This is a genomic window from Pseudomonas sp. KNUC1026 (genome assembly GCF_021650705.1).
GTDB lineage: Bacteria > Pseudomonadota > Gammaproteobacteria > Pseudomonadales > Pseudomonadaceae > Aquipseudomonas.
The window spans coordinates 1682485-1698043 of record NZ_CP087138.1 but is presented as its reverse complement, the minus strand read 5'-3'; the positions used below and the strand labels follow the sequence as shown (position 1 = coordinate 1698043).

Here is a 15559-nt window from a genome sequence, read left to right as displayed (position 1 = left end):
CGCGCCCATGAGCCTGTCAGCATACTGGCCACCTGCCAATGGACTGCCGATTCATGCTTCGTTCAAGCTTGCTCGCCTTGCTGTGCCTGCCCCTGTTCGCTCAGGCCGATGCGTTCAAATGCATCGACGGTGCGGGCCGCATCAGTTTCGCCTCGGTGCCCTGCCCGGCGGCGCAGGGTGATGCGCTGCGCGATCGCAAGACCGTGCCGGGCCAGTGGGTCAGCGCCAACGAAGAAGACGCCAAGCCGCACAACATCAACCAGCGCGCGCTGAGAGTGCTGCAAAGCAGCTACCGCACCAAGGTGACCTACAAGGTCAACTACCTCGACGGCCCGGCACCGCCGCGCACACCGCACCCGCTGCCCAAGCTCACGCCGATTCGGTGCACGCCGGTGGCTGGCGTGCCGAGTTGCGAAAAGCCCGCTGATTCAGGCCACGGCCACTGCGGGCACACGCCGCCGCTCCAGCATCACCACAACGCTCACGGCCGCCACCAGGCACATCACTCCGGCGAAGACGAACGCCGGCAGGTAACTGGCCAGCACCGTGCGTGACCACCCTGCCCCGTACGCAGCCGTCGCAGCGCCGAGCTGGTGGGCGGCAAACACCCAGCCAAACACCAGCCCCGCCTTCTCACGGCCGAAGCGGTCGGCCACCAGCTTGACGGTCGGCGGCACCGTGGCGATCCAGTCCAGCCCGTAGAACACCGCAAACAGGGAAAGCCCATAGAGGCTGAAGCCAGTCAGCGGCAGGCACATCAGTGACAACCCGCGCAAACCGTAGTACCAGAACAGCAGCCAGCGGTTGTCGTAGCGGTCCGAGAGCCAGCCCGAACCCAAAGTGCCGACGAAATCGAACAGGCCCATCAGCGCCAACAGGCTGGCCGCCCCCACTGCCGCCAGGCCGAAGTCGCCGCACAGCGAAACGAAGTGGGTCTGCACCAGGCCATTGGTGCTCAGCCCACAAACGAAGAAGGTGCCGGCCAGCACCCAGAAGGTCAGTGTGCCCGAAGCCTCGCGCAAGGCGCCCAAGGGCGACAGCAGGTGCGCGCGAAAACTCTGCAGCGGTGCCGCGGGCGCCAGCTCGGTTTCACCGTACAGCGCCAGGCCCAGGTCGGAAGGCCGGTCGCGCATGAGCAGCAACGCCACCAGCGCCGCCACCAGCAGCACCGCACAGACGAACACCGCCGCAGCACGCCAGCCGAAGCGGCTGGTCAGCTCCGCCATCAACGGCAGGAACAACAGCTGGCCGGTCGCGGAACTGGCCGCCAGCAGGCCCATGACCAGCCCGCGCCGGTGCACGAACCAGCGCGTGGCGACCGTGGCGCCAAGCACCATGGCGACCATCCCGGTGCCCACACCCACCACCACGCCCCAGAGCAATAGCAATTGCCACAGCTCGGTCATGAACAGCGAGCCCAGAAAGCCTGCCGCGATCAGGCTCATTGCACAGACCACGACCGGTCGCAGGCCGAAATGGTTGATCAAGGCCGCAGCGAAAGGGCCCAGCAGGCCGAACAGCACCAGGCGCACGGCCATTGCCACCGAGATCTGCTCGGTGCTCCAGCCGAACTCGGCTTGCAGCGGCTGAATCAGAACGCCCGGCGCGCCCATTGCCGCAGCTGCCGTTAGCATCACCAGGAAGGTAGCCAGCACCACCGCCCAGCCATAGTGGACACGCCGGCGCAGCAAGGCGCCAGCCAACGCGTTGGAAATCATCCTGGGAGCCTCGGGCATGGGGTTTTGTAAGCAAAGGTGACAACAATACGACCGGCCCTACCGCTGGACAAGCCCATCGCCACACTCTAGCGTCAGCCCTCTCACCCAAGGAGCACTGAACCATGCCCGCCCCCATCAAAGCCGGCGCCGTGCTGTTCGCCAAGGACCTCGACCGCCTGGCCCAGTTTTACGAACAACTGGCCGACCTGCCGCTGGTCGTTCGCCAGGCCGACCTGACCGTGCTGGAATCGGAAAGCTTTCAATTGGTGCTGCATGGGTTGCCGGAAGTCATCAGCGCAAACCTGGCCATCACCTCGCCGCCTCTGCGGCGCGACGACGTGCCGGTGAAACTGGTGTTCCCCACCAGCTCGCTGGCCAGGGTGCGCACCCTCGCGCCATCGCTCGGCGGCGGCCTGGATGCGCCGCAGGATGAGTGGCAGGGCCCGTATTTCCGGGCGTGTGACGGATATGACCCTGAAGGCAACGTGATTCAGTGGCGCGAGCCGTTGGTCGCAGGTTGATGCCATCGCCTCGGGGTTGCTGTCTTAACCACACACGCCCCCACCGAGGTGCTCGCCATGAGCCAGCCCGCGCATTGCCATGAAGTTGAATACGAGGACGGCGAGCTGCCGCCGCTCAATGATCCGGGCAATGAAGACCCGGGGTCGGAGGGGTTGGAAGATGCGCCGGTGCCGTTGATCGATGAGCAATCCGCGCATTCGTCGCGCGGCAAGCCGCCCTCCCACCTCTGGAACTGCATGCGCCAGAAGGCTTCGGTGGCTTGGTGGCTCAGTGGGAGGTCGGCTCGTCGCGCGGCAAGCCGCCCTCCCACTTCTTGATCTGCGCCCCTGAAGGCTTCGGTGGCTCGGTGGGAGGCCGGCTCGCCGGGCGACTGGGCCTTTCCACCTCTGGAACTGGTAGGGCTGCGTCGCGCCGCAAGCCGCCCACCTCAAGAACTGCGTGTGCCAGAAGTCTTTGGTGGTTCGCTCGCAACTGGGCCATCCACACGCCTGGCTCCTCTTGAAACCCTACAGCGTTTTGAGCCCGAAGAACTCACAAGCAGCCAACGGCACATCCAGAGCGCTCGTCTGCAACCCCAGGCCTCGCGGCCCACGACCATTGGGCCGTGGCAAGGCATGCCCTCCGCCCCGCACTTCGTACAGCTCGACCCGCGGCCCCGCTGCCACCGACCAGCGATGTCGAACCACCTGGGTGCTGTCGCCCTTGCCCGACATCGGCAGCGGCTCGCTGCTGTGATCGGGCGCCTGCGCCAGCTCGGCGAAATGCTCGGCCGTGGCACGAGCGCTCAGCAGGTCGCCCCTGGGCGCGAAGCCAAACAGGCTCTGGCTGCCACCATTGAACGCGGTAAGCGGGTCCACCGTGCCATTGACCATCAGCAACGGCACCATGCGCCGGTGGTGAGTGGCAACGTCATTGCCGGGCGCCGGCAAGCAAGCGGCAGTGATCGCCACGCCACTCACCGCTTCGGGCCGCTCCACCGCCAGGCGCAGCGCCATCTGCCCCCCAGCCGAGTGGCCGAAAACGAACACCCGCCGCGGATTCAGGCCATGCTCGGCCACCAGCCCCTGCGCAAGGCCCACCAGAAACGCCGAATCATCGATGCCATGTTGGCGCGCTGCGATCGGCAGCAGCTTGCGGCTGTCATTCCAGGCACCTTCGAATGCCTGCGGATACGCCACCACGAAGCCGCGCTCATCGGCCAGTTGCTCGAAGCGGTAACCGGTGCCGCGCCGGGCCTGCTCGGCACGGGCACCGCTGTGCAGTACCAGCACCAGTGCTGCACCTTCAGGCACGGCCGCCGGCACATAGCTGAGGTAGCGCCGCTGCTGATACTCACCCTCGATCAACCGGCCAGAGGTCGCGACCGGCCTGGGCGCCCGCCCGAGCATGAACCAGGCCGCAGCAGCAGCGCACACCAGGCACAGGGCCAGAATCACGAACAGTGGAATCAGCAAGAACATGAGCAGGCCCCGCAGCGGCAAAAGGCGCGACTTTAGCGGCGCAGGCCTGCGCCGTCAAAAACCGCGCTCAAGGTTTACCGCCATCGTTCGATATGCCTGAAGACGCGGCAGCACTTGCGACAGCTGCCGATCCCACTAGACTTCGGTCACCCCCGACCGCTTGGCCCAGCATGGCGCAGACACCTTCCCCACAAACTGTCACGCAAAACCGTACACGCCGCCTCGCCATAGCGCTGCTCGGTGTTCTGGTGTGTTCGCTGCTCGGGCTGGATATGTGGCAGAGCTGGACGGCCCGTAACCAGGCGTTGGCCAACGCTCGCAACAACGCCCTCAACCTGGCTCGCTCACTGGCCGAACACGCCAGCTCCAGCGTCGAGCAGGCCGATACGGTGCTCACCGACCTGGTCGAGCGGGTGCAGACAGACGGCGCCGATGGGGCTCAGCGCGAACGCCTGCACCGGCTCATGCAGGCCGCCACTGCAGCTCATGACCAGATTCACGGGCTGTTCATCTATGGCCCGGATGGCAGCTGGAGAGTGACGTCCAACGATGTAGACCCACCCGGTGCCAATAACGCCGACCGCGACTATTTTCGTTATCACCAGGCTCATACCGGCAGTGGCCCGCAACTGGGCAAGGTCATCGCCAGCCGCAGCGACGGCGCACTGATCATTCCGTTGTCCAGGCGAATCAGCGGGCCCAACGGTGAATTCGCCGGTGTCGCGCTGGCGACGCTGGAGGTGAGGTATTTCAACGACTTCTACAAAAGCTTCGATCTCGACCCGCTGGGCGTGATCAGCCTCACCCTCGACGATGGCACCCTGCTCGCTCGCCGCCCTTTCGAGCCCAAACTGGTCAATACCAGCGTTGCCAAAAGCCGCATCTTCACCACCCTGCTACCAGAGAGCTCCAGTGGCGCGCAGATGTTTCCGTCGATCGTCGACGGCGTCACCCGCATGTACGGCTTCGACAAAGTGCAGGCCTACCCGCTGGTGTTGATCGCCGGCCAGTCCGAGCAGGCGGTGCTGGCCGCCTGGTACGCCAACCTCTGGCGCACCGCCGGGTTCGTCGGCCTCTTGCTGGTGGTGACGGTGCTGTTCGGTGCCCTGCTGCTGCGCCAGTTGCGCCAGACCGCACAGACCGAGGCCGAACTGCGCAATGCCCATGCAGCCCTGGAAACGCTCGCCATGCAGGATGGCCTCACCGGGCTTGGCAACCGCCGCCAGTTGGAGCTGGCCTTGCCTCATGAGATGGGCCGTGCGCGGCGCAGTCAGCGCCCGTTGGGGGTGATCATGCTCGATATCGACCACTTCAAACGCTACAACGACCGCTATGGCCATCCCGAGGGTGACGCGTGCATCCGCAGTGTCGGCCAGGCGGTGCTGGCTTGCGTCAACCGCTCAGGCGACCTGGTGGTGCGCTATGGCGGCGAGGAGTTGCTGGTGCTGCTGCCCGAATCAGACCTTGCCGGCACCCGCTGGATCGCCCAGCAGATCGTCGACGCCGTGCGGGCGTTGGCCATTCCCCACCAGGACAACGAACAGGAGCCGGTGGTGACGGTGAGCGCCGGGGTTTATGTGTGGCAGAGCAGCGAGGCCGAGCGCCCGCAGGCGCTGGTGGAGGCCGCCGACAGCGCGCTGTATGAAGCCAAGCGTGCCGGGCGCAACCGCATCGCCATTCACGCCGCCAGCACCGTTACGCCGCCACAAAGCGCATCGTCGACAGCTCCACAAGGGTGAAATACCCCTCGCTCCAGCCCGCCGTATCGATGTGCCAGACATTCCCCAACCGCCGTGGCCGGCGCAGCGGCGTGTGGCCGACGATCACCGCCCGCACGTCACGCACGCCGGTTTCGTTCTTGAGCTTGAGGCGGTCGCGTGACCACTGGAACACGTCTTCCACGGCGGGGTCCGGCGGGAGGCGGCCTTGCAGGTAGGCGCGCAAGGTCGACCAACTGTCGAACGGGCAGTTGGCGTGCACCAGCCCGACCAGGCCGCGGCGAGTTTCCACTTCCAGCGCGACCGGCAGTTTGCCCAGCCGCTCGGCGAACAACCGCTGGCGCTCCGGGGGGCTGTCGAGAAACCAGCCGCCGCCGGTGATGCGGTAGTCACGCACGTTCAGTTGCGGATCCTGCTCGACGAACTGGCGGGTCAGCACCTCGTGGTTGCCCTGCACCGCATGGAACCACGGCTGGTCGAGCCAGGCCAATGCCTGATCGCTCTGCGGGCCGCGGTCGACCAGGTCGCCAACGCTGAACAGGCGGTCCTGGCGCGGATCGAAGCCGGCCCGGTCCAGGCTCAGGCTCAGGCGCTCGAAGTGCCCGTGGATGTCACCGACGGCGAAATCCCGGCCGCGGCTGTTGAAGCGATAATGTTTGAAACGTGCCACAGCGTGCCTCCTTGCGGCGCTCAGGGCGGTGTGCCTAACACCAGGCTGTTGCGAATGCCATCGACCTCAGCCTGATGAGCAGCGTACCCGGCCACCGTGCCGGCATAGGACAACGACCAGGCGGTGTCTTCACCGCTGGCGGCCACTAGCGTCTGCGTCATCACGTGGCCGCCGTTGAGCACGATCTCGCAGGTGGTCTGCGCCGAAACCTGCCGCCCGAGGGTGCCGGCTTTGACCGGTGTGCAGGCGCTCTGGTAACCCTGGTTCTGCAGGTTGACCTGGATGACCTTGCGCATTTGCAGCACCACCGCCTCCAGGTTCACGTCGTGGCCAGGTTCCAGGGGTGTTTGCGTCAGCTCCACGATCATCTCCGGGTCGCCGTTGGCGTCGGCGCGCACAGCTCGCTCCCGGGTCACGCCGCTGCCTGCGGGGCTCGGCATGGGCTGTACATCCCAACCCGGCGGCCAGGCAACCTGCATCTGCACGGCGAAGGCAGGCCAGGGAGCGAGCAGCAGCGAAAAAAGTGCAAAACGTGCGGGTTTCACAGTGTGGCAGCCAGATGACATTAACTGTAACAGTCTGGCAGAGGCGTGACCTCGGCAGCAACGCCCGGCAGCGTTCAACCGCAGAAGATAAATTTTCCATTCACAAGCGCCTTTGCAGAATGAATGCCCCAAACGGTAATGGCATCTGCCCAACAAAAGACAACTTCACTGCCAGCGGCGGCCTAAACTCCAGTTCAGATGCACCCTTTCCCAATAATCACAATACAGGGATGCCACCCGATGACACCTCATCAACCCCTGCGGCTGCACGTGCCCGAGCCTAGCGGCCGGCCTGGTTGCAAGACCGACTTCAGCTACCTGCGGGCCACCCCCGCCGGCAGCGCCCCCAGGCCGCCAGTGGATGTCGAACCCAAAGACACCGCAGAGCTCGCCGTCGGCATGATTCGCGTACTCGATGACCAGGGCCAGGCCCAAGGCCCCTGGGCTGAACACGCACCCCCTCGACGTGCTGCACCGGGGCCTGCGCGCGATGCTCACTACCCGCCTGTTCGATGCGCGCATGCTCACTGCCCAACGGCAGAAGAAAATGTCGTTCTACATCCAGTGCCTGGGCGAGGAAGCCGTGGCCTGCGCGCATACACTGGCGCTGGAAGATAGCGACATGTGCTTCCCCACCTATCGCCAGCAGGGGATCCTCATCACCCGCCAGGTGCCGTTGTTCGAGATGATCTGCCAGCTGTTCTCCAATGAATGCGACCCGCTCAAGGGCCGCCAGTTGCCGGTGATGTACTCGAACAAGGCCAAGGGCTTCTTCAGCATCTCGGGCAACCTCGGCACTCAGTTCGTGCAGGGCGTTGGCTGGGCCATGGCTTCGGCCATCCAGGGCGACACCCGCATTGCTTCGGCCTGGATCGGCGATGGCGCCACCGCCGAATCGGACTTCCACACCGCACTCACCTTCGCCCACGTCTACCGGGCACCGGTGATTCTCAATGTGGTGAACAACCAGTGGGCAATCTCCAGCTTCCAGCACATCGCAGGCGGTGAGGCCACTACCTTCGCCGGCCGTGGCGTAGGCAACGGCATCGCCTCGCTGCGGGTCGACGGCAACGATTTCCTCGCGGTGTACGCTGCCTCCCGCTGGGCAGCCGAGCGCGCGCGCAACAACCATGGCCCGGCGTTGATCGAGTGGGTGACCTACCGCGCCGGCCCGCATTCCACCTCCGACGACCCGACGCGCTATCGCCCCGCCGACGACTATGCGCACTTCCCGCTGGGCGACCCGATCGAGCGCCTGAAGCAGCACCTGATCGTGCGCGGCGCCTGGGATGACGAGCGCCACCAGAGCCTGACAAAAGAGCTGGAGCAGGAAGTGATTGCCGCCACCAAGGCCGCCGAGCAGCACGGCACGCTCGGCGACGCACACATCGCCAGCGCCTCGACCATTTTCGAGGATGTGTACAAGGACATGCCCGCGCACCTGCGCCGGCAACGCCAGCAGATGGGAGTGTGAAGCCATGAACATGCCCCATGACATCGACCCGGCGCAGGCCGGCGAAGCGGCCGAGCAGGCCACCCAGGTAATGACCATGGTCCAGGCGATTCGCAGCGCCATGGACGTGATGATGGACCGTGACGAGCGCGTGATCGCCTTTGGCGAGGACGTGGGCTACTTCGGCGGCGTGTTCCGTTGCACTGAAGGCTTGCAGGCCAAATACGGCAAACAGCGCTGCTTCGATGCACCGATCTCGGAAAGCGGCATCGTCGGCACGGCCATCGGCATGGGCGCCTATGGATTGCACCCGGTGGTGGAAATCCAGTTCGCCGACTACGTGTACCCCGCCTACGACCAGCTGGCCTCGGAGGCGGCGCGCCTGCGCCATCGCTCGGCCGGCGACTTCACCTGCCCGATCACCGTGCGCATGCCCTGCGGTGGCGGCATCTACGGCGGCCAGACCCACAGTCAAAGCCCCGAGGCGATCTTCACCCAGGTGTGCGGGCTGCGCACGGTGATGCCCTCCAACCCTTACGACGCCAAAGGCCTGCTGATCGCCAGCATCGAGTGCGAGGACCCGGTGATCTTCCTGGAGCCCAAACGCCTCTACAACGGCCCGTTCGACGGCCACCACGACCGCCCGGTGACGCCCTGGGCGCAACACCCGCAGGCGGTCGTGCCGCAGGGTACTACCAGGTGCCGCTCGACAAGGCGGCCATCGCCCGCCCCGGCAATGACCTCACGGTCATCACCTACGGCACCACCGTGCACGTTGCGCTGTGCGCTGCAGCCGAGACCGGCATCGACGCCGAGGTGATCGACCTGCGCAGCCTCTGGCCACTGGACCTGGACACGCTGGTGGCATCGGTGAACAAGACCGGCCGCTGCGTGATCGTGCACGAAGCCACCCTCACCTGTGGGCTGGGTGCCGAGCTGCTGGCGCTGGTGCAGGAGCACTGTTTCTACAGCCTGGAGGCGCCCATCGAGCGTGTCGCAGGCTGGGACACCCCCTACCCTCACGCCCAGGAATGGGCTTATTTCCCTGGCCCTGCCCGGGTTGGCGCCGCGCTCAAGCGCGTGATGGAGGCCTGAATGGGAACGCACGTAATCAAGATGCCCGACATCGGCGAAGGCATCGCACAGGTCGAGCTGGTGGAGTGGCTGGTGGCAGTAGGTGACAGCGTCAGCGAGGACCAGGCCCTGGCCGACGTCATGACTGACAAGGCCACGGTGCAGATCCCAAGCCCGGTCAGCGGCACGGTCATCGCCCTGGCGGCCGAACCGGGCACGGTGATGGCAGTGGGCAGCGAGCTGATTCGCCTTCAGGTGGAGGGCCGTGGCAATGCCAGTGAGCCAGCCCCGGCCGAAGCAGTGAACGCCGAACCTGCCCAGCAAGCCGCTGAACCGGTTGCCGAACCCACGCCCGCACCTGTCGCAAAACCCTCCCCTGCGCCCGCTCAACGCCCCCTGGCCTCCCCGGCCGTGCGGCAACGCGCGATGGACGCCGGCATCGAGCTTGCGAGCGTCGCGGGCAGCGGCCCGGCCGGGCGTATCGAACACGCCGACCTCGACACAGCCCTCAGCGGCGCCAGGCCCAAAACGCCACCCTCCGATGCCATCGAGCAGGTTGCGGTGATCGGCCTGCGGCGCAAGATCGCCGAGCGCATGCAACAGGCCACGCGCAACGCTGCGCATTTTTCCTACGTCGAGGAAATCGACGTCACCGCGCTGGAGGCCACCCGCGCCCAGCTCAATGCGCGCCACGGCGACACCCGTGGCCACCTGACCCTGCTGCCGCTGCTGGCCCGCGCGCTGGTCATCGCCCTGCGCGACTTCCCGCAGCTCAATGCGCGCTACGACGATCAGGCACAAATCATCGAGCGCTACCGTGCAGTGCATCTGGGTATCGCCACGCAAGGCGATCAGGGCCTGCTGGTGCCAGTGCTGCGCCATGCCGAAGCCGGCAGCCTGTGGGACAACGCCCGCGCCATCGCCACACTGGCCGACAACGCCCGCCAGGGCCGCGCAGCGCGCGAGGCGCTCAGCGGCTCGACAATCACGCTGACCAGCCTCGGCGCGCTGGGAGGGATTGTCTCCACCCCGGTGCTGAACCTGCCGGAGGTTGCCATCATCGGCGTGAACCGCATCGTCGAGCGGCCTGTGGTGGTCGCTGGGCAGATCGTGGTGCGGCGGATGATGAACCTGTCCAGCTCGTTCGATCACCGGGTGGTCGACGGCATGGACGCGGCGCGCTTCATTCAGGCCGTGCGCCAGCTGCTGGAACAACCCGCCCTGTTGCTGGCCGACTGAAGGAGCACCGCATGCAAAGGATCGACACCCAACTGCTGGTGCTGGGCGGCGGGCCTGGCGGCTACGTGGCCGCCATCCGCGCAGGCCAGCTTGGCATCGACACCACGCTGGTGGAAGCCACTGCACTGGGCGGCACCTGCCTGAATGTCGGCTGCATTCCGTCCAAGGCACTGATTCACGTGGCCGAGCAATTCCACCTGCTGCACAGCGCAGCCGAGCTGGGCATTCGTGCCGGTGACGCACGGCTGGACATCACCCAGAGCGTGCAATGGAAGAACGCACTGGTGGATCGGCTCACCACCGGCGTGGCGGCGCTGCTGAAGAAACACAAGGTCAAGGTGCTGCACGGCCACGGCGAAATTCTCGACGGCAAGACCGTTCAGGTCGGCGAGCAGCGCGTGCACTGCGAGCACCTGCTGTTGGCGACCGGCTCGCAGGCACAGGCCCTGCCGGCGTTGCCGCTGGGCGGCGCGGTCATCGGTTCGAGCCAGGCGCTTTCGCCCAGTGCGATTCCCGGGCATCTGTGTGTGGTCGGGGCCGGCTATATCGGCCTGGAGCTGGGCATTGCCTACCGCAAGCTCGGCGCGCAGGTGACGCTGGTAGAGGCGCAGGGCCAGGTGCTGCCCAGTTACGACGCGCCGTTGGTGCAGCCGGTGGTACAGCGACTGGAGGCATTGGGCGTTGCGCTACGGCTCAATACCCGCGTCGCCGGCTTCGAGCAGGGCCAGTTGCTGTTCGAGCAAGGCCCGCCGCTTGCCTGCGACCAGGTGCTGGTGGCCGCCGGGCGAGTGCCTTGCACGGCGGGCTATGGCCTGGAACGCCTGGACTTGCGCATGGCCGGCCGCGCGGTAGCCATTGACGAGCACTGCCGCACCAGCATGCGTAACGTCTGGGCGATTGGTGACCTTACTGGCGAACCGATGCTGGCACACCGGGCGGTGGCTCAGGGCGAAGCCGTCGCCGAACAGGTCGCAGGGCATGCCCGGCGCTTCGAGCCCCGTTGCATCCCGGCGGTGTGCTACACCGACCCGGAGATCGTCGTGGCAGGCCTGAGCCCCGATGAGGCCGGGCCGGGCCATCGCCAGGCCAGCTTCCCTTTCGCCGCCAACGGCCGGGCGCTCACCTTGCAGGCCGGCAGCGGCTTCGTGCGAGTGGTGGCGCGGGAGGACAACCATCTGATCGTCGGCTGGCAGGCTGTGGGCGCGGGGGTGTCGGAGCTTGCCAGCACCTTTGCCCAGAGCCTTGAGATGGGCGCACGGCTGGAGGACGTCGCCGGCACCGTGCACGCCCACCCTGACCCTGGGCGAGGCGGTGCAGGAGGCGGCGTTGCGGGCGCTGGGCAAGGCCATTCATGCCTGACCAGGCTTGGCTGCGTGAACGGCGCGTTAAACCGCGCCATCGAAAAAGGTGATTGCCAACAGCATCGGCATCGATTTCACCGGCACCGGGGTGGCGAGGTTCAATAGGCCCATCGCACCAGGCACCCCATTCCGGATGAAGGAGATCAACATGAAAAGCTCAATCGCCTTTGCTGCAATCGCTACCCTGTTCGCCACCAGCGCCTACGCCCAGGACGGCGCCGACCGTTCGCTGGCCAGCAACCTGCCCGTGGAGCAATACCACTACGGCATGAACCTGGATGTGCAGAAGGTTATCTCCAAGACCGACATCACCGGCAAGCGCGGCACCGTGCCGGTGACCATGGTCTACCAGGACAGCCAGGGCCAGCTGCACAAGGTGCGCTATCTGGAAGTCGGTGGCCAGAACGATGACGCCAACGGCTGATCCAACGCCTTGAAGCACAGCCCGACCGGGCGCGGAGCTACAGCTCTGCGCCCGGTTTTTTGCGTTTCACTTGAAAGCTGCCCCATCGGGCGTAAAGCTTCACGCCCTCAAGCCCCCTCCAGAGCCCTCGCGTGCCTATGACCACTTCTGCCGTCGCAGCGCCCATGACCCGTGCCCGCATCCTGCTGTTCGCCTTTTGCTGCGGGGCAATCGTCGGCAACCTGTATTACGCCCAACCGATCATCGACCTGATCGCCCCGGATGTGGGGCTGTCCAGCCGCGGTGCGAGCCTGGTGGTGTCGCTCAGCCAGATCGGCTACGCCCTGGGCTTGTTCTTCCTGGTGCCGCTGGCGGACCTGCTGGAGAATCGCAAGCTGATGATCGCCACGGTGGTGCTGGCGGTCGCCAGCCTGTTCGCGGCCGCGAGCGCCAGCCAACCGGGGCCGTTCCTGGCGCTCTCGCTGCTGATCGGTTTCAGTTCGGTGGCGGTGCAGATCCTCATTCCGCTGGCCGCGCACATGGCGCCGGAGGCGACCCGGGGGCGCGTGGTGGGCAGCGTGATGAGCGGCCTGGTGCTGGGCATTCTGCTGGCGCGGCCGCTGTCGAGCCTGGTAGCCGACCACTTCGGCTGGCGCGCCATGTACCTCGCCGCTGCGGCGGCAATGCTGGCGATCATCGCCTTGCTGGCCCTCACCGTCCCACCCTACAAGCCTGCACACCGCGCCACCTACGGCCAGTTGCTCGCCTCGCTCTGGCACCTGTTCCGGCACCACGCGCCGCTGCGCGAGCGGGCGGTGTATCAAGCAGCGATGTTTGGCTGCTTCAGCCTGTTCTGGACGGCCGCACCGCTTGAGCTGGCACGCGTGTATGGCCTGAGCCAGACGCAAATCGCCCTGTTCGCACTAGTAGGCGCCGCCGGGGCAATCTCTGCGCCACTGGCCGGGCGCTGGGCCGACGCAGGCCTCACCCGCCCCGCCACCACCGCCGCGCTGGCGCTGGCCGGGGTGTCGTTCCTGATCGATGCCTTGCCGGGCGCAGGTGTGATCGGCCTGGCGTTGACCGGCGTGGTGCTGGACTTTGCCGTGCAGATGAACATGGTGTTGGGCCAGCGGGTGATCTACAGCCTCGACCCTGCCAGCCGCGCGCGGTTGAACGGGCTGTACGTGACCAGCCTGTTCCTGGGCGGCGCTGTCGGCTCTGCACTGGCCAGCCCGTTGTACGCAAGCCTGGGTTGGAACGGGGTGATGATTGCGGCGATTGCGGTGTCAGTGGCCGGCTCGCTCATGCACCAATGGCACCTGCGTCGCTGACTGCCGCTTCGATGGTCGCCAGGCCGTCAGCCCCCTGGGTGACGTCGACATTGAAACAGTCGCGCACCATCGCAGGTGGCAGGTAACTGCCCGGGTAGCGCAGGCTGAAACGTCGCTGAGCCTGGGCGACCTGCTGAGCCAGGGCCTCCAGCGTCTCGCAGCCGGCCGCCTGCACCGCCACTGCACCGGTCTCGCCCCAACGGGGGAGGCCGCATCCTCGGGTTTGCCGGAATAGAACACCGTGGCGTCGGTTTCGAAACAGGCACGCTGGATATCCCACATCACACGGCTGTGGGCGATGGGCGCGCAGCCGGCATCTGCCAATGGGTAACGCCAGGGCATCGCCAGCACTGCCCCAGGGCGAATGCGCCCGACCAGGCTGGCCAGTCCCAGGTCGCTCCACGGCGGCCGGGTAGGGTCGAGTGAGCAATAGGCAACGTCGGCACGTTCCTCCAGTGCCAGCGCCAGCTCCTGCAGCCGCTTTGAACCGCGAGCGCCCTGCAGCCGCAGCAACCCCGTGAAACGCTGCACGCCGCTGCCATGGGCACTGCCGGCAGGAAGGTGGCCAAGGTTGAAAACCGGCGTGAAGCACTCGCCTGCTCGCAACTGATCAAAGCGAGGGCAGCGTTGCACGCGGTCTGGCCGCAGCATCAGGTGCAACTGCGCATCGGGCTGTTCGACCCCGTGCGTGCTGGCAGGCAAAGGCTCGTCAAGAGCAAGGGGCGCACCGGTTGCCCATTGCCGCGCCTGTGGCAGCTCGACGTCCATCGGTTGCAGCGGCCCGGTTTGGCTTGAGAAACCATAGAGCCGATACCGCGCGCCTGGCTCTACTTCACAGGCGACGACCTTGCAGCCATGCACCACGGTGTCGTGCACGAGTGTCTCGCGCCCTTCAGAGCGCAATTTGAACAACTTCAGGTTCAGTGGCGCGTCCTGCTTGGGCGCCATGTAAAGGACGTGGATACGCCCAACCGCGGTTCGGCACCACCAGATACGCGTGTGATACCGCACGTTCGCTTACCTTTGCAGGATGATGCGCCGATGGTATCGCTATCGTAATACCTGCATAACTGTCAAAAATGACAGCACTGACTCAGTACTAAAGTACTGATGCCCGCTCATGAGCCGCCCAGCGCGTCGCGCAGGAAGACAATCAGGGCCTGTACCGCAGCGGCGTTCTCCCTGTGCCTGGGGTACAGCGCCGACAGCCGAAGCGGCGCTGGCCGCCAGTCATCCAGCACTCGCGCCAGTGAACCCTGCTCCAGCGCGCCGCGCACGATGAACAATGGCAGGTGGGCGATGCCGAGCCCGGCCACAGCCGCCTCCCTGAGCACTTCGCCATTGTTGGCACGCAAACGCCCGGTTACGCGGTGGCTTGCCGCGTGGCCGGCGCGCTCGAAACGCCAGGTCTCCCCCGCTCCCGCCCATAGGGCAAGCACAGGTGGCCAGCCAGGTCAGCGGGTGTGTGCGGCGTGCCATGCTCGGCCAGGTAGGCAGGGCTTGCACACCAGACTCGCTCGATGTCGGCGATGCCTCGCGCGATCAGCCCCGAGTCTTCCAGCACACCGATGCGCAGGGCCAGGTCATAGCCTTCGGCGAGCAAGTCCACATTACGATCGCTCAGGTCCAACTCCACGGTGACCTGCGGATGAGCCCGTAAGAAGGCAGGCAGCAAGGGGCTGAGGTGCTCGACGGCAAACGACAGCGGCGCGCTGACGCGCAACGTGCCCTGTACGGCGCCTTCAGCACCCGCGATGCTCTGCTCCACCTGCTCAAGGTCGGCCAGCAGGCGCTGGGCAGCGTCGTAATACGCCTGGCCCAGCGGGGTAACCGCCAGCCGCCGCGTGGAGCGATTGAGCAATCGCACACCCAACCTCGCCTCCAGCGCCATGACCCGGCGGCTCACCCATTGCTTGGAAGCGCCCAGTTGCTGCGCAGCGGCCGTGAAACTGCCCGCATCGAGCACTTGGGTGAACAAGCGCATGTCTTCATAAGGGTTCATGCAAGTCGCCATTGTCCATTGAGGTGAGACAGTATTACGCCAATTGCCGCCTTAATGAACCTG

The 15559-nt window shown here is 66.1% G+C and carries 12 protein-coding genes and 5 pseudogenes; 10 read left to right on the top strand and 7 right to left on the bottom strand.

The window, feature by feature from the left end:
- Positions 1-38: 38 nt before the first annotated feature.
- A pseudogene (locus tag LN139_RS24735) lies at positions 39-167 on the top strand (DUF4124 domain-containing protein); the annotation flags it as partial.
- Between the two features lie 261 nt (positions 168-428).
- On the opposite strand, the gene LN139_RS07750 reads toward LN139_RS24735, so the two are convergent.
- A complete protein-coding gene (locus tag LN139_RS07750) occupies positions 429-1718 on the bottom strand; it encodes an MFS transporter (RefSeq protein ID WP_236359407.1) in 1290 nt (429 codons plus the stop codon).
- A 122-nt stretch (positions 1719-1840) separates the two neighbouring features.
- Here LN139_RS07750 and LN139_RS07745 point away from each other — a divergent pair, with 122 nt between their 5' ends.
- Both LN139_RS07745 and LN139_RS07740 read left to right on the top strand, forming a co-directional pair.
- Complete coding sequence (locus LN139_RS07745) at positions 1841-2239, top strand: hypothetical protein (RefSeq protein WP_236359406.1); 399 nt, start codon at positions 1841-1843, stop codon at positions 2237-2239.
- A gap of 57 nt (positions 2240-2296) precedes the next feature.
- A complete protein-coding gene (locus tag LN139_RS07740) occupies positions 2297-2557 on the top strand; it encodes a hypothetical protein (protein WP_236359405.1) in 261 nt (86 codons plus the stop codon).
- Between the two features lie 189 nt (positions 2558-2746).
- Here the strand turns inward: LN139_RS07740 and LN139_RS07735 are convergent, their stop codons facing one another.
- Positions 2747-3700, bottom strand: a complete 954-nt coding sequence (locus LN139_RS07735; protein WP_236359404.1) for an alpha/beta hydrolase family esterase — start codon at positions 3698-3700, stop codon at positions 2747-2749.
- 248 nt (positions 3701-3948) lie between these two features.
- Between LN139_RS07735 and LN139_RS07730 the strand changes: the two genes are divergently transcribed.
- Positions 3949-5439: a sensor domain-containing diguanylate cyclase gene (locus LN139_RS07730; protein ID WP_236359403.1), complete on the top strand. Its 1491-nt coding sequence runs from the start codon at positions 3949-3951 to the stop codon at positions 5437-5439.
- Here the strand turns inward: LN139_RS07730 and LN139_RS07725 are convergent.
- Together LN139_RS07725 and LN139_RS07720 are read right to left on the bottom strand one after the other, a co-directional pair.
- Positions 5396-6088 (bottom strand): metallophosphoesterase, encoded by a 693-nt coding sequence (locus LN139_RS07725; RefSeq protein ID WP_236359402.1) that lies wholly within the window; start codon positions 6086-6088, stop codon positions 5396-5398. The genes LN139_RS07730 and LN139_RS07725 overlap by 44 nt on opposite strands.
- A 20-nt stretch (positions 6089-6108) precedes the next feature.
- Complete coding sequence (locus LN139_RS07720) at positions 6109-6567, bottom strand: DUF4946 domain-containing protein (protein ID WP_442964418.1); 459 nt, start codon at positions 6565-6567, stop codon at positions 6109-6111.
- Between the two features lie 306 nt (positions 6568-6873).
- Here LN139_RS07720 and LN139_RS07715 point away from each other — a divergent pair.
- From LN139_RS07715 to lpdA, 4 genes and pseudogenes are all read left to right on the top strand, one after another.
- A pseudogene (locus tag LN139_RS07715) lies at positions 6874-8107 on the top strand (3-methyl-2-oxobutanoate dehydrogenase (2-methylpropanoyl-transferring) subunit alpha).
- A 10-nt stretch (positions 8108-8117) separates the two neighbouring features.
- Positions 8118-9181, top strand: a pseudogene (locus LN139_RS07710) (alpha-ketoacid dehydrogenase subunit beta).
- Positions 9182-10399, top strand: coding sequence for a dihydrolipoamide acetyltransferase family protein (locus LN139_RS07705; protein ID WP_236359400.1), 1218 nt, complete (start codon positions 9182-9184; stop codon positions 10397-10399). It begins immediately after the preceding pseudogene.
- An 11-nt stretch (positions 10400-10410) separates the two neighbouring features.
- Positions 10411-11758, top strand: a pseudogene (gene lpdA, locus LN139_RS07700) (dihydrolipoyl dehydrogenase).
- A 26-nt stretch (positions 11759-11784) separates the two neighbouring features.
- Here the strand turns inward: lpdA and LN139_RS24730 are convergent.
- Positions 11785-11910 carry a hypothetical protein gene (locus LN139_RS24730; RefSeq protein ID WP_268944831.1) on the bottom strand — a complete coding sequence of 42 codons (126 nt, stop codon included), beginning with the start codon at positions 11908-11910 and terminating at the stop codon, positions 11785-11787.
- Here LN139_RS24730 and LN139_RS07695 point away from each other — a divergent pair.
- Together LN139_RS07695 and LN139_RS07690 are read left to right on the top strand one after the other, a co-directional pair.
- A complete protein-coding gene (locus tag LN139_RS07695) occupies positions 11909-12184 on the top strand; it encodes a DUF2790 domain-containing protein (RefSeq protein WP_236359399.1) in 276 nt (91 codons plus the stop codon). The two genes, LN139_RS24730 and LN139_RS07695, sit on opposite strands and share 2 nt — an antisense overlap.
- Before the next feature lie 137 nt (positions 12185-12321).
- Entirely contained in the window at positions 12322-13494 is a 1173-nt protein-coding gene (locus tag LN139_RS07690) for an MFS transporter (RefSeq protein WP_236359398.1), read from the top strand.
- Here the strand turns inward: LN139_RS07690 and LN139_RS07685 are convergent.
- The gene (locus LN139_RS07685) at positions 13450-14442 is read right to left on the bottom strand and encodes a hypothetical protein (RefSeq protein WP_236359397.1); all 993 of its coding nucleotides are present in this window, start codon (positions 14440-14442) and stop codon (positions 13450-13452) included. The genes LN139_RS07690 and LN139_RS07685 overlap by 45 nt on opposite strands.
- A 170-nt stretch (positions 14443-14612) precedes the next feature.
- Positions 14613-15496 (bottom strand): annotated as a pseudogene (locus LN139_RS07680) (LysR family transcriptional regulator).
- Positions 15497-15559 lie beyond the last annotated feature (63 nt).

Excerpts from the sequence above, each read along its gene's own strand:
- LN139_RS07685 (WP_236359397.1), bottom strand. The coding sequence starts at position 14,442 with ATGGCGCCCAAGCAGGACGCGCCACTGAACCTGAAGTTGTTCAAATTG.
- LN139_RS24730 (WP_268944831.1), bottom strand. The coding sequence starts at position 11,910 with ATGTTGATCTCCTTCATCCGGAATGGGGTGCCTGGTGCGATGGGCCTA.
- LN139_RS07720 (WP_442964418.1), bottom strand. The coding sequence starts at position 6,567 with ATGCAGGTTGCCTGGCCGCCGGGTTGGGATGTACAGCCCATGCCGAGC.
- LN139_RS07745 (WP_236359406.1), top strand. The coding sequence starts at position 1,841 with ATGCCCGCCCCCATCAAAGCCGGCGCCGTGCTGTTCGCCAAGGACCTC.
- LN139_RS07695 (WP_236359399.1), top strand. The coding sequence starts at position 11,909 with ATGAAAAGCTCAATCGCCTTTGCTGCAATCGCTACCCTGTTCGCCACC.
- LN139_RS07735 (WP_236359404.1), bottom strand. The coding sequence starts at position 3,700 with ATGTTCTTGCTGATTCCACTGTTCGTGATTCTGGCCCTGTGCCTGGTG.
- LN139_RS07690 (WP_236359398.1), top strand. The coding sequence starts at position 12,322 with ATGACCACTTCTGCCGTCGCAGCGCCCATGACCCGTGCCCGCATCCTG.
- LN139_RS07750 (WP_236359407.1), bottom strand. The coding sequence starts at position 1,718 with ATGATTTCCAACGCGTTGGCTGGCGCCTTGCTGCGCCGGCGTGTCCAC.
- LN139_RS07740 (WP_236359405.1), top strand. The coding sequence starts at position 2,297 with ATGAGCCAGCCCGCGCATTGCCATGAAGTTGAATACGAGGACGGCGAG.
- LN139_RS07705 (WP_236359400.1), top strand. The coding sequence starts at position 9,182 with ATGGGAACGCACGTAATCAAGATGCCCGACATCGGCGAAGGCATCGCA.